The sequence below is a fragment of the Lactobacillus rizhaonensis genome, from assembly GCF_036246345.1.
GTDB lineage: Bacteria > Bacillota > Bacilli > Lactobacillales > Lactobacillaceae > Lactobacillus > Lactobacillus rizhaonensis.
In genome coordinates this window covers 16,202-39,304 of sequence record NZ_BTTV01000007.1, presented here as the reverse complement: position 1 = coordinate 39,304, position 23,103 = coordinate 16,202, and the positions used below count along the sequence as shown (strand labels likewise).

The 23,103-nt window shown below is 38.5% G+C and carries 21 protein-coding genes and 1 tRNA gene; 7 read left to right on the top strand and 15 right to left on the bottom strand.

All coding sequences use genetic code 11. From position 1 onward, the window contains the following. Positions 1-8: 8 nt before the first annotated feature. A tRNA-Thr gene (locus AAA915_RS08245) sits at positions 9-81 on the bottom strand. A 152-nt stretch (positions 82-233) separates the two neighbouring features. Here AAA915_RS08245 and AAA915_RS08240 point away from each other — a divergent pair. Continuing rightward, entirely contained in the window at positions 234-935 is a 702-nt protein-coding gene (locus AAA915_RS08240; RefSeq protein WP_338201393.1) for an MgtC/SapB family protein, read from the top strand. A gap of 116 nt (positions 936-1,051) precedes the next feature. Further along, positions 1,052-2,251, top strand: a complete 1,200-nt coding sequence (locus AAA915_RS08235) for a DUF2974 domain-containing protein (RefSeq protein ID WP_338201391.1) — start codon at positions 1,052-1,054, stop codon at positions 2,249-2,251. Positions 2,252-2,332: 81 nt separating this feature from the next. Here AAA915_RS08235 and AAA915_RS08230 read toward each other — a convergent pair whose 3' ends face one another. The 14 genes from AAA915_RS08230 to AAA915_RS08165 all read right to left on the bottom strand — a co-directional run bounded on the left by AAA915_RS08230 (position 2,333) and on the right by AAA915_RS08165 (position 19,323). Continuing rightward, positions 2,333-2,491, bottom strand: a complete 159-nt coding sequence (locus tag AAA915_RS08230) for a CsbD family protein (RefSeq protein ID WP_294605715.1) — start codon at positions 2,489-2,491, stop codon at positions 2,333-2,335. Between the two features lie 168 nt (positions 2,492-2,659). Continuing rightward, positions 2,660-4,039 (bottom strand): replicative DNA helicase, encoded by a 1,380-nt coding sequence (dnaB, locus tag AAA915_RS08225; protein ID WP_046323983.1) that lies wholly within the window; start codon positions 4,037-4,039, stop codon positions 2,660-2,662. Between the two features lie 36 nt (positions 4,040-4,075). Beyond that, a complete protein-coding gene (rplI, locus tag AAA915_RS08220; protein WP_338201386.1) occupies positions 4,076-4,531 on the bottom strand; it encodes a 50S ribosomal protein L9 in 456 nt (151 codons plus the stop codon). A gap of 12 nt (positions 4,532-4,543) precedes the next feature. Then, positions 4,544-6,565, bottom strand: a complete 2,022-nt coding sequence (locus AAA915_RS08215; protein ID WP_338201384.1) for a DHH family phosphoesterase — start codon at positions 6,563-6,565, stop codon at positions 4,544-4,546. Between the two features lie 268 nt (positions 6,566-6,833). Beyond that, on the bottom strand, positions 6,834-7,076 hold the full coding sequence (rpsR, locus tag AAA915_RS08210) for a 30S ribosomal protein S18 (RefSeq protein WP_034978630.1): 243 nt from the start codon (positions 7,074-7,076) through the stop codon (positions 6,834-6,836). Positions 7,077-7,098: 22 nt separating this feature from the next. Then, entirely contained in the window at positions 7,099-7,620 is a 522-nt protein-coding gene (gene ssb, locus AAA915_RS08205; RefSeq protein ID WP_294891638.1) for a single-stranded DNA-binding protein, read from the bottom strand. A 54-nt stretch (positions 7,621-7,674) separates the two neighbouring features. Then, positions 7,675-7,968, bottom strand: coding sequence for a 30S ribosomal protein S6 (gene rpsF, locus AAA915_RS08200; protein WP_046323979.1), 294 nt, complete (start codon positions 7,966-7,968; stop codon positions 7,675-7,677). A gap of 206 nt (positions 7,969-8,174) precedes the next feature. Further along, complete coding sequence (gyrA, locus tag AAA915_RS08195; protein WP_187157002.1) at positions 8,175-10,661, bottom strand: DNA gyrase subunit A; 2,487 nt, start codon at positions 10,659-10,661, stop codon at positions 8,175-8,177. A gap of 9 nt (positions 10,662-10,670) precedes the next feature. Then, positions 10,671-12,635 carry a DNA topoisomerase (ATP-hydrolyzing) subunit B gene (gene gyrB, locus AAA915_RS08190; protein ID WP_338201377.1) on the bottom strand — a complete coding sequence of 655 codons (1,965 nt, stop codon included), beginning with the start codon at positions 12,633-12,635 and terminating at the stop codon, positions 10,671-10,673. Next, positions 12,625-13,764, bottom strand: a complete 1,140-nt coding sequence (recF, locus tag AAA915_RS08185; protein ID WP_338201375.1) for a DNA replication/repair protein RecF — start codon at positions 13,762-13,764, stop codon at positions 12,625-12,627. The genes gyrB and recF overlap by 11 nt, the downstream gene beginning before the upstream one ends. Before the next feature lie 6 nt (positions 13,765-13,770). Continuing rightward, complete coding sequence (gene yaaA, locus AAA915_RS08180) at positions 13,771-13,980, bottom strand: S4 domain-containing protein YaaA (RefSeq protein WP_294604155.1); 210 nt, start codon at positions 13,978-13,980, stop codon at positions 13,771-13,773. A 226-nt stretch (positions 13,981-14,206) separates the two neighbouring features. Next, positions 14,207-15,337: a DNA polymerase III subunit beta gene (gene dnaN, locus AAA915_RS08175; RefSeq protein ID WP_338201372.1), complete on the bottom strand. Its 1,131-nt coding sequence runs from the start codon at positions 15,335-15,337 to the stop codon at positions 14,207-14,209. 173 nt (positions 15,338-15,510) lie between these two features. Beyond that, entirely contained in the window at positions 15,511-16,878 is a 1,368-nt protein-coding gene (gene dnaA, locus AAA915_RS08170) for a chromosomal replication initiator protein DnaA (protein WP_338201370.1), read from the bottom strand. A 603-nt stretch (positions 16,879-17,481) separates the two neighbouring features. Continuing rightward, positions 17,482-19,323 (bottom strand): FAD-dependent oxidoreductase, encoded by a 1,842-nt coding sequence (locus tag AAA915_RS08165; RefSeq protein WP_338201368.1) that lies wholly within the window; start codon positions 19,321-19,323, stop codon positions 17,482-17,484. A 396-nt stretch (positions 19,324-19,719) separates the two neighbouring features. Here AAA915_RS08165 and AAA915_RS08160 point away from each other — a divergent pair, with 396 nt between their 5' ends. From AAA915_RS08160 to mnmE, 5 genes are all read left to right on the top strand, one after another. After that, complete coding sequence (locus AAA915_RS08160; RefSeq protein WP_338207484.1) at positions 19,720-20,007, top strand: hypothetical protein; 288 nt, start codon at positions 19,720-19,722, stop codon at positions 20,005-20,007. Between the two features lie 167 nt (positions 20,008-20,174). Beyond that, positions 20,175-20,315, top strand: a complete 141-nt coding sequence (gene rpmH / locus AAA915_RS08155; protein ID WP_003549412.1) for a 50S ribosomal protein L34 — start codon at positions 20,175-20,177, stop codon at positions 20,313-20,315. Between the two features lie 52 nt (positions 20,316-20,367). Beyond that, complete coding sequence (gene rnpA, locus AAA915_RS08150; protein ID WP_046325754.1) at positions 20,368-20,736, top strand: ribonuclease P protein component; 369 nt, start codon at positions 20,368-20,370, stop codon at positions 20,734-20,736. A gap of 1 nt (position 20,737) precedes the next feature. Continuing rightward, a complete protein-coding gene (locus tag AAA915_RS08145; protein ID WP_338201363.1) occupies positions 20,738-21,601 on the top strand; it encodes a membrane protein insertase YidC in 864 nt (287 codons plus the stop codon). Between the two features lie 104 nt (positions 21,602-21,705). Further along, entirely contained in the window at positions 21,706-23,091 is a 1,386-nt protein-coding gene (mnmE, locus tag AAA915_RS08140; RefSeq protein WP_338201361.1) for a tRNA uridine-5-carboxymethylaminomethyl(34) synthesis GTPase MnmE, read from the top strand. The last annotated feature ends 12 nt before the right edge of the window (positions 23,092-23,103 follow it).

Below are 23,103 nucleotides of genomic sequence, written 5' to 3'. Positions count from 1 at the left end.
TAACTGAATGCTGACTAGAGGATTCGAACCTCCGACCTCATCATTACTAATGACGTGCTCTGCCAACTGAGCTAAGTCAGCATTGTCATATCTCGACAACGATATTAATTAAAACATATTCTACTAGTTTACGCAAGCATTTTTTGACTTTTTCTCAGTTTTTGTTATAACTAAGCTTTGGTAAACTTTTTAAGAGTATAATATAAAGATAGATTCAGAATGGAGTGGATGTAATGGCAAATTTAGCCTCGATTAGCGTCGAGTTCCCCTGGGTACTACGAATTTTAGTTGCTTCCTTGTGTGGCGCACTGATCGGTTATGAACGCGCAATTCAAAGAAAAAGTGCCGGAGTGCGAACACATATTGTAGTTGCCTTTTCTTCCGCGCTATTTATGATAGTTTCAAAATACGGCTTTGGCGATTTACTAAAAATGTCAGATGTTGCTCTGGACCCTTCCAGAATTGCTGCGCAGATAGTTTCAGGTATTTCATTTATCGGTGCCGGCACAATTTTAATCAAAAAGCAACAGATCTCCGGCTTAACCACAGCTGCGGGTATCTGGGCTACGGCAGCCATCGGAATGGCAATTGGTTCTGGCCTTTATTTTATCGGAATTTTAGCTACTGCCTTCCTTTTCGTCATTCAGATGATGTTTCACGATGATACTATCATTGACAAAATCATCATGCATATCAGGTTTAACATTCAAATAGAAGCTGTAAATAAACCTAATATCTTGCATATCATCGAACAGGAACTGCAAACAAATCATGTTGAAAATGTTTCTGTCAAGATTCTTTTTGTCAGTGATGAAAGAATTATCTTTTTCGTAGACGGCATCATCAATAATAATATTAATGAAAATGATATTATCATGGCTCTGCGCAAATATCCTGACATCAAGCGGATCAGTATTGCTAGTATAGATAAATAAAGTTATATTTTTTAAGCAATAGTTAATTCTATTGTTTTTTTTGCATTATTTTTATCTAAATTGCACAAACTTACTACAATATTAATATCAACTTTTATTACGAAAGGAGAATTTATATGGCCGGACCCTTGGATTATTTACGCTGGCGTGGCGACTTAAGCTTTAAAGAAAAGCCATTTAATAGTGTTGATGCTTCACTGCTGTCATCTATTGCTTATTTGCCGGCCGATAGTTCTGCCACCAATCATACTCTAGGAGAAGTAGCGGAAAAATTGCGGAACTTGTCTTCTTTTCAACATCAAATGTATGCCGAGACTGCAACTGAAGTTATGTTGCTACCGGAAAGTCCTAGAATCGGCAACATCAAGATTCTAGATTGGACAGACAGACTGGAAAAGGAACCTCACCCGTTACAATTTACTGCTGCCACCTTTCTAATTGATACCAAAACTATAGCTGTCGTTTTTCGCGGAACTGATGGCACTATGATTGGCTTAAATGAAGATATGGGTATGAATTACCTGCCCGAAATTTACGGTCAGGAGGTGGCAGCTAAATATTTAACAAAAATAGCACATAAATTTAGTGACCAACAAATTTACCTTTTAGGCCACTCAAAAGGAGGTAACTTTGCTCAATTTGCTTTATGTGCAGTTGAGCCTGAAATTCAAAAGCGGGTAATCAAGGCGATTAGTTTTGACGGGCCGGGCTTTTTCCATAAGGTATATACAAGCCCTGGTTTCACTTCTTCCAAGTCTAAAATGAAAACCTACATTCCCCAGAATTCAATCTTTGGTGCAATGCTTGACCATCCAGAACAAACTTTGGTTGTCAAAAGTACCGTACCAATGCGCAACCAGCATGACCCTCGTCGCTGGTCAGTAGGTCGCGACAGTTTTACTTTAGCTGATGGTCTTTCTTCCAGTAGCCGCGTGATCAGACATGCTCTGATTAATTTCAATAATTCAATCCCCGATCAAGAAAGAAACGATGCCTTTTCTGATCTTTTCGAGGCTTTTGAAAATTATGACATTGATGAATTAAACCAACTAACTAGTAACAAAATAGTAGGAACCTACCGCTTTGGTCGCGCTTTTTTATCCCTTGAGCCTCAGGAACGAAAGCTGTTAACTCAAGTGTTAAGCAATATCTGGAATTCCTACAAAAAGAATATGACTTTGCCTTTAATGGCCAGCAACTACGATCTTTATCCTAAAAGTAATGATTCTAATAAAGCACCAGTGTTCTATGAATTTTATGATCCTGATCGACCGAATCTTAAATTACCAGAGAGTATTCGACGCAAATTACGATAAATTGTTTCATGTGTAACCCAAAAAAGAGATTGAGAAAACCGTTAGTCTTCTCAATCTCCTTTTATTTATTAATTAAAAAAATTAATTCTTCAATTTATCCTTAACATCATCGACTTTGTCTTTGACATTTTCAGTAGCTTCTTGTGCTTTGTCTTTAACGTCACCAGCAGCTTGTTGAACTTTGCCTTTGACTTCTTTAGCTTTGCCAGCTACTTTATCTTTAAAACCTTTATCAGCCATCTTAATCGATCCTTTCCCAAAAAATTAGCGAAAAATTTCTATTCACACCTTAATAGTACAATTTTGTATAATTATTGTCATTAAAAACGCCTTATTTTTTGTTAAAAGATGTAGAAAAGCAAAAAGCCATAGCTTTTTGCTATAAATCACCATGGCTTTTATTCTTTCTTATTCATTAGGCTGATCATGACTATAATCGAGATTAGAAAAGCGATTATAAGGTTTAGAAAACATTAATTTCACTGTTCCCCTGCTACCTGAACGGTTCTTTTCAATGATAACCTCAACTTCGCCATTATCATCTTCGGCAGAAACTTCCTTATTTTCCTCGCCCTCTTCTTCGTCACGATAGTAATCATCACGGTAAAGAAAAGAAACAATGTCGGCATCTTGCTCAATTGAACCGGATTCACGAATATCAGATAAGACAGGTCTCTTGTCCTGCCTTTGTTCAACTGACCGCGACAATTGCGACAAGGCAATAACAGGTACATGAAGCTCCTTGGCTAATTTCTTCAATTGCCGTGAAATAGCCGAAACTTCCTGTTGCCGTGATTCACTGTGTGGACCTTCAATTAACTGCAGGTAATCAATTACAATTAAGCCTAAATTGCCTTTCTCTTTAGCCAAACGGCGAGACTGCGCCCTAATCTGACTCATCTTAATTCCCGGTGTGTCATCGATATAAATATTGGCTGTTGCCAAAGATCCAGATGCGGTGACTAATTTAGGCCACTCGTCTTCATCCAGTTGACCAGTACGCAAGTGTTGTGAATTGATTAAACCTTCAGAAGCAAGCATTCTCTGAACTAGCTGCTCCCCACTCATTTCCAAGGAAAACATTGCTACAGTTTTATCAGTATGCAAGCCGACATACTGGGCAACATTAAGTGCAAAGGAAGTCTTTCCTACTCCGGGACGTGCTGCCACAATTATTAGTTCATCATCATGAAAACCAGTGGTCATCTTATCAAGTTCCACAAATCCGGTTGGCAGGCCCGTAACCATATTGCCGTCTTCAGGAATGTTGTTAATCTCATCAATAGTAGAGTTAACGATATCCTTGATATTACGAAAACCATTGGCATTATTTTCCGATGAGACATTCATAATCTCACTTTCGGCATTATCTAAAATGTCGGTGACATCATCGGAATCCTGCATTGCATTCGTAATAATTTTTTGACTGGCAGAAATCAGGCGTCGCAATAAAGCTTTACGGTGAACAATTTTAGCATAATAAGTGACGTGAGCAGCCGTTGGCGTAGCCATAGCCAGCTCGGAAACATAAGCTATCCCACCAATATCATCAAGCTGATTTTTCTTAGTCAGTTCATCCTGCAGCGTTAACGGATCAATTGCATCCTCACGGTCAGATAAATCAAGCATAGCCTGGAAAACCAACTGATTTGCTCTCTTATAAAAATCTTCTGGCTGAACCTCTGCACTGGCATCAGCTATGGCAGCAGGATCAATAAAAATTGCACCTAGAACGGCTTTTTCCGCTTCGTCATCATGTGGTATCTGCTGTGAGACAATATTATCCATTACTTACGCCCACTTTTTTCAGAATTCAACTACAGTTTAATCCTGTTCGGTGACATGAACGCGAATTTTGCCTTCTACGCCCTTAAATAACTTAACTGGTACATTTGTGTATCCTAAGGATTTAATTGGTTCAGGCAGGCTTAATTTGCGCTTATCTATCTTAATACCAAATTGCTTTTCTAAGCCTTCAACAATCTTTTTACCAGAAATTGAGCCAAACAGTCTGGAATCTGAACCGGCTTTAGACTTGAAATTAACTACTGTTTCATCCTTTTCTAGTTCAGACTTAATCTTTTCCGCTTCAGCTTTTTCAGCTTCATAAGTTGCCTTTTCTTTAGCAGCTACTCTTTCCAAAGTATGCATATTTGCTTTAGTTGCAGCTTTGGCTAGACCTCTCTTAAATAAAAAGTTTTGGGCATAACCATCAGGAACGTTTTTAACATCACCGCGTTTGCCACGGCCTTTAACATCTTTAGTAAAAATAACTTTCATTGTGCTCTCCTTTTATTCATTTTCTTGTTCATAAGTATCCACTGCATCCATCAATTTAGCAAGTGCCTCCTTAACAGATATCCCTTTAATTTGGGTAGCAGCATTAGACAAATGTCCGCCGCCGCCAAGTTTTTCCATAATAAGCTGAACGTTGATATCACCCATTGAACGAGCAGATATACCAATTGTATCCTTATTCCGTCTGGTAATTGCAAAACTGGCTTCGACATTTTCTAAATCAAGCGCCGTATCTGCAGCTTGGGCAGTAATAATAGGGTCAATTTCCTTATCATCTGGCCCACATAAGACCGCCATTTTAGGCTTGATCATCTTCAAGCTGCTGACCAGTCGGGTGCGCTGCAAGAAACTAGCAATATCCTCTTTCAGCAGCTCGCTGACACCCATTGTACTTGCACCGATTGAACGCAGGTAACTGGCAGCATCAAATGTCCGAGTTCCCGTCCGCAGCGAAAACTCCTTGGAATCAACTGTAATTCCCGCCAGCATTGCTGTAGCGTCAAGGTCGGTTAAAACCCGCTTACCTGAACTTGGCTGTTGGTACTCTACCATTTCAGTTACCAATTCACAGGCAGATGAGGCATAAGGTTCAACGTACGTCAGCATTGGATTCTCAGGGAATTCTTCACCACGACGGTGATGATCGATGACAATAATTCTATTTCTTAATTGCTCATATAATTCTTTGGAATAAGTAATAGAATATTTTGAATGGTCAACCATAACCAACATAGACTTGTCAGTCAATGCTTCTAACGCGTCCCCAGGTGCGATAAAAATATCATTATCTCCCTTTACTTTTTCCATTTTAGCAACTAAGCGGCTGACATCATAATTGGTCTTATTGACATCTAAGACAAAATTTGCCTTTACATGATGCAAACGGGCAATTTTAACAACGCCAATACCGCTACCGACCGAATCCATGTCAGGGCTGGCATGACCAACTACAAAAACGCGGTCTGCTTCTTTGAACAGCTCACTAATCGCCTGTGAAACCATCCTTGCTCTAACTCTGGTTCTCTTTTCCATCGGATTCGATTTACCACCATAGAAACGAGCTGCTTTACCGGGTTGACTAAGAACAACTTGGTCCCCGCCTCTGCCTAACGCCAAGTCAAGGTTAGACTGCGCCTGGTCAGCTAATTCAGTAATTAAGCTGCTGCCAAAAGCAATTCCAATTGACAAAGTTAACGGTGTATTGTTACGACTTGTTTCTAAACGCATTTTATCCAAAACAGAAAACTTATCTTTTTCCATTTTAGCTAAATCTTGCATATGAAGTAATAATAAAAAGTGATCTTCATCAATGCGTTTAAGGTAAGCGTTAAAGTTTTTAGCATAATCACTCAGAGTATTCTGGACATATGCACTAGTAGCAGTCAATTCCTGGTCATGCATGGTTTCACTCAACTCATCGTAATTATCAATAAAAATCTGTCCAATAGCTAATAATTCGTTTTTATATCGTTTTTCTATTTTGGCGTAACGCGTAATATCCAGTAAATAAACCACGCCCAGGTTGTCTTGGATAACCATCTCAAATTGATGACCATCCCAATTAACTACATGGTTTTCAGCAGTTTTAGCCTTTAAGGATTCATTAATTAACTTATCCAGTTCAGGATCAACGGATGCAATTGTATGTCCAATCAGGTCTTCATTTTTTAAATAAAGCTGCAGGTACGGATTGGCCCATTGAATTTGATGATCCTTATCGTAAAGTAAAATGCCCAGGGGCATCTTAATCATTGCTTCTTGCTCGCTACGCTTAATCCGATAAGATAAACTAACAGCAAAATTGTTTGCATTACCAGCTAAGATATATGCACCATAACTGACGCATGCCACAGTTAAAATAAAGATCAAGACCATAGCCAAGCCAAATAATGGGTTCATGATCATCGCAACGATGCTGCCCAAAAGCGATAGCGCTAAGATAATAATGACTGAAGCCGTCAGCCTAGAATCTTTAATAAAAGCAGGAAATTCAAGCTTACGTAAAAAATCTTTCATGTAAGGTCCTTCCTAAAATAATGTATAATACATCATTATTATTATACATTGTATTCACTAGATAAGAAACTCCACAAGGTTCAGGTTTGAACTATCATTACTTTTTTGGTTCTTTTTACTCTCTTTAACTGTCAAAATTTAACCAGTCACTTTTATTCTTGCTTAGATAATTTATGCATAATAAAAAACCTCAAAATTATCGTAATTTCAAGGTCTTTATCAATAATTCCGCTCACTGCTTTTCAAGCATTAACAGAGTTTTTGTTTTTTAGTCTTCAGTAACAAATGGCAACAAGCCCATAATGCGAGCTCTTTCAATTGCCTTAGCTACTTTACGTTGATTCTTAGCGCTGGTGCCAGTGACACGACGTGGTAAGATTTTACCTCTCTCAGAGATAAAACGTTTCAACAAATCAACGTCCTTATAGTCAACGTAATCAATATGGTTGGCAGCAATGTAGTCAACCTTACGACGACGATGAGCGCCGCCGCTTCTTCTTTGTTGAGCCATATCCTAGGTCCTTTCTGTTAATTTAGAATGGTAAATCATCATCAGAAATATCAATGGTATCGCCTGAACCTGCAAATGGATCTTGGGTATTATCCGGACCATTATTAGCAGTGTTATTCTGATTTGAAGCTCCCATATTAGGAGTATTATTGGTATTCTGATTACCAAAATTGCCATTGTTATTTGGTGTATAACCACCACTTTGACCACGGGCTTCACGATCTTTACGTGATTCAAGCAATGCAAAGTTGTCAACGACAACTTCTGTTACATATACTCTTTGCCCGTCTTTATTATCGTAACTTCTGGTTTGAATTCGGCCATCTATACCAACAAGTGAGCCTTTAGACGTAAAATTACAGAAATTTTCTGCAGATTTGCGCCAAATGACACAACTGATAAAATCTGCACCTCTCTCGCCTTGAGCGTTTGTATATTGACGATCTACAGCAAGAGTAAACGTAGCAACCGAGATTCCACTCCCAGTAGTACGTAATTCAGGATCACGTGTTAAACGGCCAACAAGTACAACTCGATTAATCATACTTTAGGTCCTCCCTTTCCTAAATCACGAAAACGATAACGTTTTTGTTCTTAATTATCCAACTTTGACGGTCATTGAACGTAGAACGGCAGTATCAATCTTGGACAAACGGTCAAATTCGTTAACTGCATCAGCGTTATCAGCAGTGAAAGTCATAACGTGATATAAACCCTCACGATATTTATTAATTTCATATGCGAAATGACGCTTTTCCCAGTCTTTTGACTCAACCATCGTACCACCGTTATCGGTAATAACCTTATCATAGCTTTCAACCAATGCTTTCTTTGATTCTTCATCAATATCAGGCTTGATAATATAAGTTATTTCATACTTAGTAGTTGTCATACTAGTGCACCTCCTTTTGGACTAAATGGTTCTTGCTAAAAATCAAGAACAAGGAGTAATGAAGTTTATTACTCGCAATCTCTAATTCTAGCACATAAACAAAAAATTACCAAACTATCTTTACGTGATCCAATAAGAAATTTTCATTCCTTACTTAATATATACGTAAAATAATCTGATAATTTTTAAATATTTTTGTTTCTTAATTAGTCTTGCTCTTCTGCATTTTCTGTAGAAGCAGCTACTTCTTGATCCTCTTCAGCCGGAACAATTGCCAGACTGGCAACTTTATTGTTGTCATTAATCTTGATCAAGCGCACGCCGAGAGTGCTGCGCCCAGTTTGAGAAACATCCTTGGTCTTAAAGCGGATCATGATACCATCATCTGTGATAACCATGATATCCTGACTGCCATCGATCACAGTCACGCCTGAAAGTGGACCATTTTTCTTGGTAATGTTTGCGGTTTTAATCCCTTTACCGCCGCGGCCCTTTGTCGGATATTCAGCAGCTGCTGTTCTCTTACCGTAGCCCTTTTCAGAAATCACTAAGACTTCATCATTATTTTTAACGACACCAGAACCCACTACATAGTCATTTTCACGTAAGTTAATTCCCCGAACACCGGCAGCTGTCCGTCCCATTGACCGAACAGTTTGCTCATTAAAACGCACTGCATAACCTAAGTGGGTACCGATCAAAATATCTTGCTTACCGTCTGTAGCCAAGACATTATTCAGCTCATCACCATCACGCAAGGTTAGTGCGATTAAACCACTATTGCGGATATTGCCAAATTCGCTGACATGAGTGCGTTTCACAGTTCCCATCTTCGTGATAAAGAATAAGTACTGGTCATCCGCATCTTCAGGAATATTAACGATAGTCTGAATCTTCTCGCCTTTTTCCAGTTGCAGTAAGTTGACTATTGGGAGACCCTTAGCAGTACGACCAAATTCTGGAATTTCATAGGCTTTCTTTGAATAAACCTTGCCCATATTCGTAAAGAACAGCAACATATCATGAGTACTTGAATAAATCAGGTTGGCAATAAAGTCGCCTTCCTTAACGCCCATGCCTTTGATACCTTTACCACCACGATTTTGAGTCTTAAATTCGGTAATAGGCATCCTCTTAATGTAGCCGCTGTGAGTTAATGTCAGTAAAACGTCTTGCTTTTCAATTAAATCTTCATCTTCAATTGAGACAACTTCGCTAGCGCCAATCTTAGTCCGGCGAGCATCGCCAAAACGTTTTTGAATATCCAGCAGCTCATTATAGATTATTTCATTAATGCGCTCTGGCTTTGCCAAAATGTCTTTATAATCAGCAATCTTGGCTTGTAACTCTTTATATTCGGCTTCAACTTTGTCACGCTCAAGACCGGTTAACCGTACCAGCCGCATGTCTAAGATCGCTTGTGATTGCTTATCATCAAGACCAAAACGACTGATTAAAGCAGCCTTAGCAATATCACTTGACTGACTCTGACGAATGATATGGACAATCTCATCAATGTGGTCAAGGGCGATTTGCAGACCTTCGAGAATGTGTGCTCTAGCTTCGGCTTTGGCTAATTCAAATTTAGTTCTCCGGGTAACAACATCTTCTTGGTGTTCCAAGTAATATTGCAGCATCTGCTTGAGACTAAGAAAATGCGGTGCGCCATCAACAATTGCCACCATATTCATACCAAAGTTGGCCTGCATCTGCGTCAATTTAAATAAATTATTTAACACAACACTGGCACTAGCATCACGGCGGATATCAATTGTGACTCTCATCCCTGTTTGATCGGATTCATCACGCACACCGGTAATACCATCAATAGTCTTAGCTCGCGCCAAGTCTGCAATTTTCTTAACCAGCTCAGCTTTATTAACCAAGTATGGCAACTCAGTAACGACTATTCTTTCACGACCGCTTTTTTCGGTTTCAATATTAGTATTAGCGCGAACAACAATATTGCCGCGCCCAGTTTCATAGGCCCGATAAATGCCACCGCGACCCATGATAGTACCACCTGTAGGAAAATCTGGGCCCGGAATTGCCTTCATCAATTCTTTAGTAGTGACATCAGGGTTGTTCATCAACATGTGCAGACCCTTAATCACCTCTGACAAGTTATGAGGCGGTATGTTGGTCGTCATACCAACGGCAATACCACTGGTACCATTAACTAATAAGTTAGGTATTCTGGCAGGCAATACTACTGGCTCATTTTCAGAATCATCGTAATTACGCTGCCAATCAACAGTATTTTTATTGATATCACGCAACATTTCAACGGCAATTTTGCTCATCCGTGCCTCAGTATAACGCATTGCGGCTGGTTCATCGCCATCAACTGAACCAAAATTACCGTGGCCGTCAACTAACATATAGCGGTAACTGAAATCTTGTGCCATATGGGCCATCGCCAAATAAATTGAGGAATCACCGTGAGGGTGGAACTTACCCATAACTTCTCCCACGATTCTGGCTGATTTCTTATATGGTTTATCTGGTGTAACACCTAGTTCACTCATGCCATAAAGAATCCGGCGCTGAACCGGCTTCAAGCCATCGCGCACATCGGGTAAAGCCCGCGCCACGATAACAGACATGGCATAATCTAAGAATGAACTATTCATTACGCTTGTCAGATCAACGTTTCTTATTCTATGATCCTGACCTTGATTGTCGTTATCCATTTAAACCTCCTATGCATCCAAATTTTCAACGTATTTAGCGTTAGTCTCGATAAAATTACGCCGCGGACCTACTTCATTTCCCATCAGTAATTCAAAGACCTCATCGGCATTTTTAGCGTATTCTGGGCTGACACGGTCAAGCCGTCTATTCTCAGGGTTCATAGTCGTATCCCATAATTGTTCAGGGTCCATTTCACCCAGTCCCTTATAACGTTGTACCAAGGGTTTAGGACTTGGCTGCAAGCTGCCCAAATAATCATGCAGTTCTTCGTCGGTATCTAAGTATCTGACGACTTTGCCTTGACGCACTTGGTATAGAGGTGGACGAGCGATATAAACATAGCCCTTTTCAATCATCGGACGCATGTAGTTATAAAAGAGGGTTAAGAGCAACGTCCGAATATGGGCACCGTCGACATCGGCATCTGTCATAATGATTAATTTGTGGTAACGAGCTTTAGAAACATCAAAATCTGCACCAAACCCGGTTCCTAAAGCCGTAAAAAGTGAACGAATTTCTTGATTAGCCAAAATGCGATCCATTGAAGCTTTTTCAACGTTCAAAATTTTACCTCTAATTGGCAAAATTGCTTGAGTCAGCCTTGAACGTCCTTGCTTGGCGGAACCACCAGCAGAATTACCCTCAACTATAAATAATTCTGAAATGCTGGGGTCATTACTAGTGTTGTCAGCCAACTTACCAGGCAGGTTGGCAATTTCTAGTCCTGATTTCTTACGAGTTACCTCACGAGCACGTTTAGCAGCTGTTCGAGCACGTTCAGCCAACTGGGCTTTTTCGACAATTTTACGACCAACCTGCGGATTTTCCATTAAGAAACGGTTGAAGGTTTCAGAAAAAGCATGATCAACAGCTGTTCGAGCATCTGAATTTCCTAATTTAGTCTTGGTCTGACCTTCAAATTGGGGGTTAGGGTGCTTAACTGATACTACAGCTGTCATCCCTTCCCGAATATCTTCGCCGGAAAGATTGTCGTCACTATCTTTTAATAGCTTAGTCTTATGAGCATAATCATTAACTACCCGTGTTAAGGCTGTCTTGAACCCTGCCTCGTGCATTCCGCCTTCATAGGTATGAATATTGTTGGCAAAGGTCATTAGCGTTGTTTTATAGCCTTTTGTATATTGCAAAGATACTTCAACGTTAATATCGTTGTCATTACCTTCTACATAAATTGGCTCATCAAATAATACTTCTGTATCACGGTTTAAGAATGAAACATATTCCTGAATACCACCTTCATAGTGATAGACGTCTGTTTCCGCGCTGTCTTTGCGCTTATCGGTAAACGTTAATTTTAAGCCCTTATTTAAGAAGGCCAGTTCACGAATACGGTTTTTGAGGATCTTGTCATCAAAAGAAGTAGTTTCCGTAAAAATATCCGGGTCTGGGAAAAAATGTACTATGGTGCCATGCTCAGATAATGGCACTGTTCCTGTCATTTTCATCTCATCAACTACGCGACCACGGCTAAAGTCGATAAAATACTTTTTACCATCGCGCATTGTTGTAACATCTAGCTTGGTTGATAAAGCATTCACGACAGAAGCACCGACTCCGTGCAAACCGCCAGATACCTTATAGCCGCCACCACCAAATTTACCACCGGCATGTAAGACAGTAAAGACAGTCTCAAGCGCTGGCCGACCCGTCTTTTTTTCAATATCGACTGGAATACCACGCCCATCATCTTGAACAGTCACACTACCGTCTTCATTAATTGTGACTTCAATCTTGCTGGCAAAACCGGCTAAGCTTTCGTCAATACCATTATCAATTATTTCCCACACTAGGTGGTGCAAACCCTGAGAGCTGGTAGAGCCAATATACATTCCTGGACGCTTACGAACTGCTTCAAGTCCGCCTAAGACCTGAATCTGACTGGCATTATATTTATCGGCTTCTTTTTCATATTGCTTAATTTGCTTAAGATTTTCTTTGTTACTATCTGCCATGCAATTTCCCCTCTTCTAAATAAATTTGTCCAGATTTAATGCGGTATATTTTCGGCTTCTTAATTATTTCCCAGGAAATACCCTCAAGATCTGTCGTCGTAATAAATGTTTGTGTTTTACCGTGAATGTAATTGAGTAAGGCACTTTGGCGGTTATGGTCAAGCTCACTCATGACATCATCAAGTAATAATAACGGATATTCATCAGTTAACTGGTGCACAAGTTGAATTTCAGCTAGTTTAATACTAAGCGCTATTGTCCTCTGCTGTCCTTGAGAGCCATACAAATGTGCGTTTTTGCCATCAAGTTCAAACTCAATGTCATCCCTGTGAGGACCGCTCAAGGTCGTGCCTTTGAGAATTTCAATCTTTTGCTTTTTTTGAAAATTGTCTAATACTTTATGATAAACTTCTTCGACGCTATCTTTTGCAGTAATTTCTTTTACTGACGGCTGATAAGTTACTTCCAGCTTTTCAGCGCTGGTACTGATGTGAGCGTATGCATCTCGAGCATATTGGTCTAAATAATTTAAAAATTGAAAGCGGCGGACTATTACTTCTGCCGCGACTCCGGCTAGTTGATCCGACAACACTTCCAAAAACATGGTGTCATGCGCCTCTCCCTTAGCCAGCTGTTTCAAATAATTATTCTTTTGTTGCAATACCTGCTTATACTTGCCTGCAAAATAAAGGTATTCGGCACTAATTTGACCAAACTCCTGATCCATAAATCGTCGCCTTAAGTTGGGTGCCCCTTTAATCAGGTCTAAATCTTCCGGAGAAAATAAAATAGCGTTTAATTGTCCCACATATTTGGATAATTTCGCCTGTTCAACCCGGTTAACCCAAACTTTCTTACCTTTAGTGGTAATTAAAACCCGTAAAGATAGATCAATTTGACTTTTATAAATATGACCAGAAACATTGGCATAGTCCTTACCAAAAGCGATTAGTTCTTTATCATTACTGGTTCTATGAGAACGAGTTAAGGCCAAAAAATAAATTGCTTCAAGTAAATTAGTTTTGCCTTGAGCATTCTGACCTATAAAAATGTTGACATTGGGATCAAATTCAACTTCAAATTGCTGTAAATTGCGGTAATTTTGTGCAATAAAATGCTTGAGATACATTCACGGCTACCGCAATTCATAAGTCTCGTGATTAATTTCAAGCTTGTCGCCAGGGCGCAATTTTTTACCACGCCGATTTTCTTTGATCCCATTTAGTAAAACTGGATTTTCTCGTAGGTACCATTTAGCCTGACCACCTGAAGAAACAATACTCTCTTCTTTTAAAAACTGACCTAGAGTAATATATTCGCTTGTTACTTTAAATTCTTTGATCATAACCACCTTCACACCATTAACTACCTATAATAAGTATATTCGTTTCACAAGTAAAAAACAACTAAAAGCCCATATAGAGCCATATAAACGGATTTTTTTAAAACAAACATTTCATAGTGAATGACACTAAAAATAAACTAGCGGGCTTTTTTGTTCGATTATAAAAATTTGGGTAGAAAAAAAGCCATCAGTTGATGACTTTTTCTTTTTATTTAAGAATGATAGCTTAAAAAGTTCTCACCGGTGTAATTAACTGGACAAAATCAATGTCGGTTTTATCAGGATTGACGGTAAATGGCCGCAATGGTTGCGTAAAATCCATAATAACGGAATCAGTCACCGAAGCTTTTAATGCATCACGCAAATAATCAGGATTAAAGGAAATCTTTAAATTTTTGCCTTCAAGTTTCTTAAAACTAACATCTTCTTCAACATTCCCAATTTCTGCTGATTCACCAGACAATTTGGCACTTTGTTTTTCAGTATCCAGTGTCAAATCTACTACATTGTTACGTCCTGCATGTGTCAGTAAACTAGCCCGATCAAGTGCACTTGAAAGTTCCATTAAGTCAAATTCTACAGTTGTCGTGCTGTCAGTCGGTATCAGACGTTCAGTATCAGGATAGCTGCCTTCAAGTAGGCGTGAATAAAACAGAATGTTGCCAATTTCAAAGAGTACCTGATTTTCACCCGGACAAACTTTAATCTCCGGATCCGTTTCTCCGATAATACGTGCAAGTTCCAGTAAACTCTTTCCTGGAATGATTAAGTCTGTTTTTGTTTGTGGTCCATTTTCTAAAGTCAAAGCACGACTCGACAGTCTGTGTGAATCTGTTGCTACTGCATGAATTTTGTCAGGACTAAAGGTGAAATGAACACCAGTCAGAACTAAGCGACTTTCTTGAGTCGCAACTGCAAATTGGGTTTCATTGATAATTTTTCGAAAAGTTTTTCCCGAAATAACAAAAGAGGACTCGTCTGGAATTTCCGGTAATCTTGGGTAGTTATTAGCATCTAAGCCATTAATAGTGAACTCACTGTTTTCAGAAATAATTTGTGTTTGGAAACTTTCTTTAACTTCCAAAGAAAATTCCTTTCCTGGTAAACGTCTGATAATCTCGCTAAAAAATCTTGCCGGTAATACGACTGAACCAGTTGAATCGACGGTCAAGTCTTCACTGACTGGTATTTTGATTTCAATTGAAATATCAGTATCACTTCCAGTTAGAAGTAATTCCGTTTCCGTTAAGTTAAGCTTAATTCCACTCAGAATTGGTATTGTTGCTCTGGATGAAATGGCGTGCATTACATTGTTTAAATTATCTAAAAAAAGATTCCTGTTAACTGTAAACTTCATTTGGTGCCTCCTGTTATTTTGTCTGTTTTCTTTATATTAATTATATATTTAATTAGTAGTATTAGTAGGTCCTGTGATTTCTGTTGAAAAGATACATTAGCCTTAAAATAACGTAATTGTTGCGGTTAAAAAGATGTGTACAAGTCCGTTATTTATCCACAGTTGATAACTTTTTAGCGGTCAAGCATTTGTTTTAAATCAAAAACAGCAGTTTTGATGTCGGAATTGGTCTTAATTTCACGACTAATTTTTTCGTAAGCATGCATCACTGTTGTGTGATCCTTACCGCCAAACTCCTGTCCAATTTTAGGAAGGCTGGAATCAGTTAATTCACGGGATAAGTACATGGCAATTTGTCTTGGAACGACAATCTGTCTGACCCGCTTTTTTCCTTTTAATTCGTAAGTTGAAGTTTGGAAATAATTGGCAACGACTTCTTGAATCTTAGAAATTTGCAGACCTTGATTTTTTTGGACTAATTTGAGATCAGCCAATGCTTCACGAGCCAGATTGACATTGATATCCTCGTGTTCAATTGTTGCGTGTGCCTGCACTTTCACCAAAGCACCTTCAAGTTCACGAATATTAGTGTCAACTTGAGAAGCAATATAATCGAGTGTATTATCATCAATTATTAAATTTTCGGCTTCGGCTTTTTTACGTAAGATTGCAATCCTTGTTTCCAGGTCTGGTGGGGTAATTTCTACTTGCAGACCCCAAGTAAATCGTGATACCAGCCTTTCTGACAAATCAGGAATTTCGGTAGGCAGCCGGTCACTTGTCATGACTATTTGTTTTTGGTCATTATAAAGGGTCTCAAAAGTATGGAAGAATTCCTCTTGAATACCTTCTTTTTTAGCAAAAAATTGAATATCATCAACTAGTAATAAGTCGCAGGTTCGATATTTAGCACGAAATTGATCTTGCGTTTTGTTTTTGATTGAATTTATAAAATCATTAACGAAAGTTTCACTTTGGATGTAGACAACCTTGGCATTAGGTCGTTCTGCCAGCATTTGATGGCCGATAGCCTGCATCAAGTGTGTTTTACCTAAACCTACACCGCCAAAAATAAAAAGGGGATTGTAAAAACTACCAGGACTGTCAGCCACTGCCAGTGCTGCACCGGCTGCCAGTTTGTTGCCCTCGCCTTGAACAAAATTATCAAAAGTATATTTTTCGTTAAGCTTAAGGTTACGGACAAAGGCATTTTCCATTTGTGGCCGTGAATTTGCGGCCATTGTCTCACTTTTTGGTTTAGGCGTTACAATGCGCTCAGTACTTTGATCGCCCTCAATTTGAAAGACAGGCATAACCTCAATATTAGCGTAGCCATATGCAGATTGAATTAATTGTGAAGCTAAATTCTTTTCCCAATATCCTTTAGTTACAGGATTTTGCACGGCAATTTTTAATTCGTGAGTTTCTTTATTATATGAAATTGGTCTGGTATTTTTAAACCAGGCATTATATGCAACTTCATTAAAATGTTCACGCATTTCTGTATTAAAATGCTGCCAAAATTTATTAATGTCAAACAAAATATTTCCCTCCGCTTACGTTACGCAAAACTTATTTTACCATCTAATAAAAATGTTTTCCACAGGTGCACAAAAAGAATTCAGAATTAACAAGTTGTGGATAGTTTTTAGAAAGAAATTCACTTTAAATTAAAAAAATTGACTACAAATTATCTTATTTACATTATTACTTGTGGAAATCTTTTACTGAATTAGCAGTATAATGCAAGTTATATCAAGCATATTTTCCACATGCTGTGCATAATTTTATGAACAGGCTGTAGATTGTGGATAAATTTGTGTAAAATGATGTGAATTTCCACTTGTGGATAATTTTAGGATATTATTTTTAAACAAATATGACGAAATTTAATCTGGAACTAGTAGTAGAAAAATTCACTTTTGTCTTAACATAAAATAAAAAGGAATTAGCGCCAACACAAGACGACACTTATTACTTTAAAATCTCTTGCTACTAATAATTAATAGCTTATAATTATTTGGCGTCGAACTGGCTTAATTTTATAGCATAGAAGTTGTTTTTAACTTGAGCATAGAAAAAGCGCCTTACTAAAACTATATTTAGTAAGAACGCTTTTCTTGTTTGTCTAAAAAATTAGTTTTTTAATATTCTGATGAACCAGTTGTTACATCAGTTTCTGCAGGTGTAACATCAACTTCTTCTACTAGACCAGACAGGACTCTGCCGACTCTGCGGCCTGAATGCATTCCTTCGGCTAAGGCAGTACCTGATGATGGGTAATAATTTGCATTCCAGCCACCGGAGTTGCAGCCGATAGCATACAAGTGAGCAATTTTTTGGTCATCATGATCAACTACTTCATAATTAGTAGTTACTTTCAAGCCGCCAATTGCCCCAAAATTGCTGTCCTTATGAGCGTAAGCATAGAATGGAGCATGTAATTCTTGCAGGCCTTCTTTACGGCCAAACTCTTTATCTGCACCATTTGCGGCGTTTTCATTCCAGGTCTCTAGTTGCCGCTTTAAGTTTTCAGCTGGTACATTGATTTTAGTAGCTAATTCTGCGACTGAATCTGCTTTAAACATTTGACCGGAATTAATATCTTTCTCCGTGTCTGCATCAGATTTCCAAGGTGAAAATGGAGCAGAAAAGGTTGAGGAGTCGAAAATTTGCCAAGTCGGCTTATCCCAAATTAGTTCTTGTTGGTAAGTGGCACGGGTTAGATAACCATAAGTAGTATCTTCGTTGACGTAACGTTTACCGTTGCCATTTACGTAGAACATTGGTGGTGTCGGCAAATTATCTGCTGCACCTACGTTGCTCTTGAAATCAACATCCATAGAGCCGCCTAAGCCTTCAGTTGCGGCGTTAAGTGCTAATCCCATCAAAATACCGTCACCGGTATCGTATTTAGAATTAGTCAAGGCATGATTTTTAATATCACGATATTGTTGCGGCGCAAATTCTTTAGCTAGTTTTTCGTTATAGTCAATACTTGCAGTAGCAAGGACTACACCTTTATTAGCGCGATAATAACTAGTTTTGCCTTTGCAATTAGTTACTACGCCAACAACTGATTTGTCAGTATAGCTGGTGGTTACTAAATTAATTACAGGAGTATCAAAGAAAATCTTTATTCCCAAACGGTCAGCTTCTTTTCTGACAGCGTCAATCATTACGCAGCCACTGCCTAAACCGCCACCGTGTTCATAAACGTGAATTCTTTGCGCAAAGTAATCTTTGTTTTCATAAGGAATGACTCTGTGGCCATAGACAGAGGTCCATTTTATTCCTAAACTTGCCAGCCATTCAATGTTATTAGCAGAATCCTCGGCCAATTCTTTTATCATTTGAGGATTTACTCTGCCTTCACCGGCTTGAATTAACTCTTGCGCATGTAGTTCAGGATTGTCATTTTGATAGCTTGTAAATTCTTTTTGATATTTATCGCCAGATCCTTGAATGACACCAGCGGAATAATTACTGGTTCCGCCGACCATACCAGTTTTTTCAAAAATAACTACGCTGTTACCATGCTTTTTTGCTTCAATAGCAGCTGATAATCCAGAGATACCTGAACCAACAACAATCACGTCATAAGTATCGTCAAATTGCACTTGAGATTCGATATACTTGTTATTGTTTACTTTGGCATAAACCGGATAGTTAGGTTTTTTACTTGGCTTTACTTTTGGATTAACGGCATCGTCTGCAGTTAATTTTCCTTGGGCAACTTCTAAGGCCTTATTTACGCCATTAACAACCGCTGAGGTACTTACTGAAGCGGATGTAACAACATCCACATCAGTATTGCCGGCTTTTTCAATTCTGTTAATCATTGTTGGTATTGCGTAGGAACCAACCGTATATGGCTGAACACCGTCAACTGCAACTTTGATTATTTTACCGTCCTTTAATGTAACATTACTGGTTAATAAGCTGTGAAAGCCTTGAGCAGCACCTTTAAAAACACCACTTACCATAAAAATCTCCTTTATTATAACAAAATTGTATTAAGCGCTATGGAAAGCGCTTGCCTCCAAAGATAATTTTATCATCAATAAGTAATAGAATGATTAAAAAAGAGTAAAGAATGTGAAGTGCTGTGTAAGCCAAATTGCTTTTAGTATGGTGTCATTACAGCGGCGTAAAGGCAATCTTAAAAATAGTCTCAGAATCGATACAATAACCTAATACTTATTATTTAAAGTAATTTGTGAAAGTCCATACAAAGCTTATAATCAAACTTGATTGTAAAGAAAGCACCATTATAATTGAAGGAGTAATGGTATGAGTAAGCTTTTTATTTGATACATTATCAGTGCTGAATTGCCTGGTTAATAACAAATAAAAATATTTATTTATTGTGAGGCACTAATATGGATTATCAAGATTATGTTGAGTTGGGGCTAAAAGACGACGGCAACTTAAAGGTGATACTAAAAGGCAGTGTTGAAATTAGTACACATGCAGCAGAGAAGGTGGGCGTTGTTAGTGTAGTTTATATTACGCAGAGTGTTGAACGTGCCAGACAAAAGTTGGAAGAATTGACGGCCAAGCAGGCGGAAGGCGATTATTATATGGTTTATTCTTGCCCGCCTGATACCGATTTGCCAGCACTTGGACATTACCCGTCAATTGAAATTGCCAAGGCTGATTTGTTATAGAAAACTGTAAGAATTTTTCACGGCCAGTTTAAGCCAAGTCACAAATTATTCCTAAATTGGTAATTAATCCTGATGTTTTTTCTCTTTTTACTTGGTTTTTTACTTTAATCATGGTATCCTAGATATTAAATTGTGCAGTCTGCATACAAAATTGGAGGTGTAGTTTAATGACAACTAAAAGAACTTACCAACCTAAAAAGCGTCACCGTTCAAGAGTTCACGGCTTTATGAAACGGATGAGTACATCAAATGGCCGTAAGGTTTTGGCTAGACGCCGCGCAAAGGGTAGAAAAGTCTTATCTGCTTAAACCACTGAAATCCCAGTGGTTTTTTTAATTTTTAAGAGTGGAATGAAACGTTTTGAGAAAGTCTTATCGTGTTAAAACAGAAAATGATTTTCAGACAGTTTTTAAGTCAGGCAATTCAGTAGCAAATCGTGCTTTTGTGATTTATCAAATGGACAAACCGGAAAACAAGCATTTTCGTGTTGGCATTTCTGTTGGTAAAAAGGTCGGACACACCGCTGTAGTGCGTAATCGCCTCAAACGTTATATTCGCGCTGTTCTTACTGAAAATAAACCTTTAATTAAACCACATATTGATTTTTTAGTCATTGCTAGACCATATGCGCGCGATTTTAAATGGGATGATGTTCATAAGAATCTCTTGCATGCACTCTTTTTAGCCAATATAATTGAAGAGATACCGAATAAAGTTGAGGAAGATTAGAGTGAAAGACATTTTAACTAAAAAGAATGTCAAGCGTCTACTTGTACTGCTGACAGTAGTTGCATTAGCGGTTGTCTTAACAGGATGTGCATCAAACGGCAAGCCAGAACCTGTTTCACATACAAGCGGCAGCTGGTGGAATCGCTGGGTCATTTATTACATGTCCACGTTTTTGTTGTGGCTATCGAAGCTGGTGGGCAACAACTATGGTTGGGCAATTATTATCTTTACTATTATAGTACGTCTTATTTTGTATCCGCTTAGTGCTATTCAGATTAAGAGTACTACCAAGATGCAGAAAATTCAGCCGGAAATAGACGCTTTACGTAAAAAGTATCCCGGTAGTGATACAGAATCGCGAACTTTGCTTTCGCAAGAAACAAATAAGCTCTATAAAGAGGCAGGAATTAATCCTTATGCTGGTTGTTTGCCTTTAATTATTCAGTTACCGGTTATGTATGCTTTGTATGGTGCGATTTGGCAAACGCCACAACTGCAAACTGGCCACTTTATGTGGATGGATTTAGGTAAGCCGGACCCATACTTTATTATGCCAATTTTGTCTATGGTCTTGACTTTTATATCGACTTATATCAGTCAATTATCTACGCCAAAAGAATCACAAACCTTGTCAACTAAGATTATGACTTATGGTATGGCAATTATGGTTGGTGTAATGGGGATTTACTTCCAGTCAGCTATTGTTGTTTACTGGGTAATTTCTAATTTATTCCAGGTAGTTCAGACTTTTATTCTGCAGAACCCAATTAAATATCGGCGTGAGCAGGAAGAAAAAGAGCGCCAGGAGCGTGAACGTAAACGGCAACTGAGAAGAACGTATAAACGGTTAAAACGCAGAAAATAATATTAATCTAAATTAGTGATTTAGCTAAAGTAGTCAAAGTGCTTTATCCATCATGATTATTCATGGTGGAATAATGCGCTTTTTTTATTGAAAAGGAGAAAATCATGGCACAAACTTTAACGGAGTTTGATACAATTGCAGCGATTTCAACGCCAATTGGTGAAGGTGGAATTTCTATTGTCCGTATGTCTGGTGAAGAAGCTGTTAAAATTGCCAATCAGGTTTTTAAGGGTGCAAATTTAACTAAGGTACCGACTCATACTATTCATTATGGACATATAGTTGATCCTGAAAATCAACAAGTAGTCGATGAAGTTATGGTATCTGTAATGCTGGCTCCTAAGACTTTTACCAGAGAGGACATTGTTGAAATTAATTGTCATGGCGGCATTGTCGTCACCAACCATATTTTGCAATTATTATTAAAAAATGGTGCGCGCATGGCAGATCCCGGTGAATTTACTAAAAGGGCGTTTGTTAATGGTCGCATTGACTTAACTCAGGCTGAAAGCGTAATGGATATTGTGCGCGCTAAAACTGATAAGGCCCGGCAAGTGGCAGAAAAGCAGCTGGAAGGCGGTCTGCTTGAGAAAATCAGGGCCATGAGACAGGAAATTTTGGATACGCTAGCCAATGTCGAAGTTAATATTGATTATCCAGAATATGATGCTGATACTGTCACGGCCAAGCAAATGGTGAGTGTTTCTCAGTCTGTTATTGCTAAAATAGATAAATTGCTCAAAACGGCAAGTGAAGGAACGGCGTTACGTAACGGCTTGGCTACTGCGATTATTGGCCAGCCGAATGTGGGTAAATCATCTTTACTTAATTATCTGACTCAAAGCGATACGGCGATCGTTACCGATGTTGCCGGTACGACCCGTGATACTTTGGAAGAATATGTTTCTGTTAAAGGTGTACCTTTAGAATTAATTGATACTGCAGGTATCAGGCACACTGATAATAAGGTGGAAAAAATTGGGGTTGAGCGTTCCAAAAAAGCACTGGCAAAGGCAGATTTAGTTTTGCTGTTGTTTGATGCAAGTAAGGAGTTAACTCCAGAAGATTATTCCTTGATTGAAGCTACTGCTGAGAAAAAGCGCATTGTTATTTTAAATAAGACCGACTTGGGACAAAAAATTTCTGCCGCTGAAATAACAAATTTGACCAAGAGTCCGGTTATTGCCATATCAATTTTGCAAAAACAAAATCTTGACCAATTAGAAAAAACAATCAAAGAACTGTTTTTCAAGGGTATTGAGAACTCAAATGACCAGGTTATGGTAACTAATCAAAGACAGGTTGGTTTACTGGAAAAGGCCAAAAAGCAGCTTCAAGACGTTGTTCAGGCATTAAAAGATGAAGTTCCTCTAGACATTGCCCAAATTGATTTCAACGGCGCCTGGGACACTCTAGGCCAAATTACGGGTGAAAGCAGTCCTGATGAGTTAGTTAATGAATTGTTTAGTCAATTTTGTTTGGGAAAATAGGTGTGAAAATTA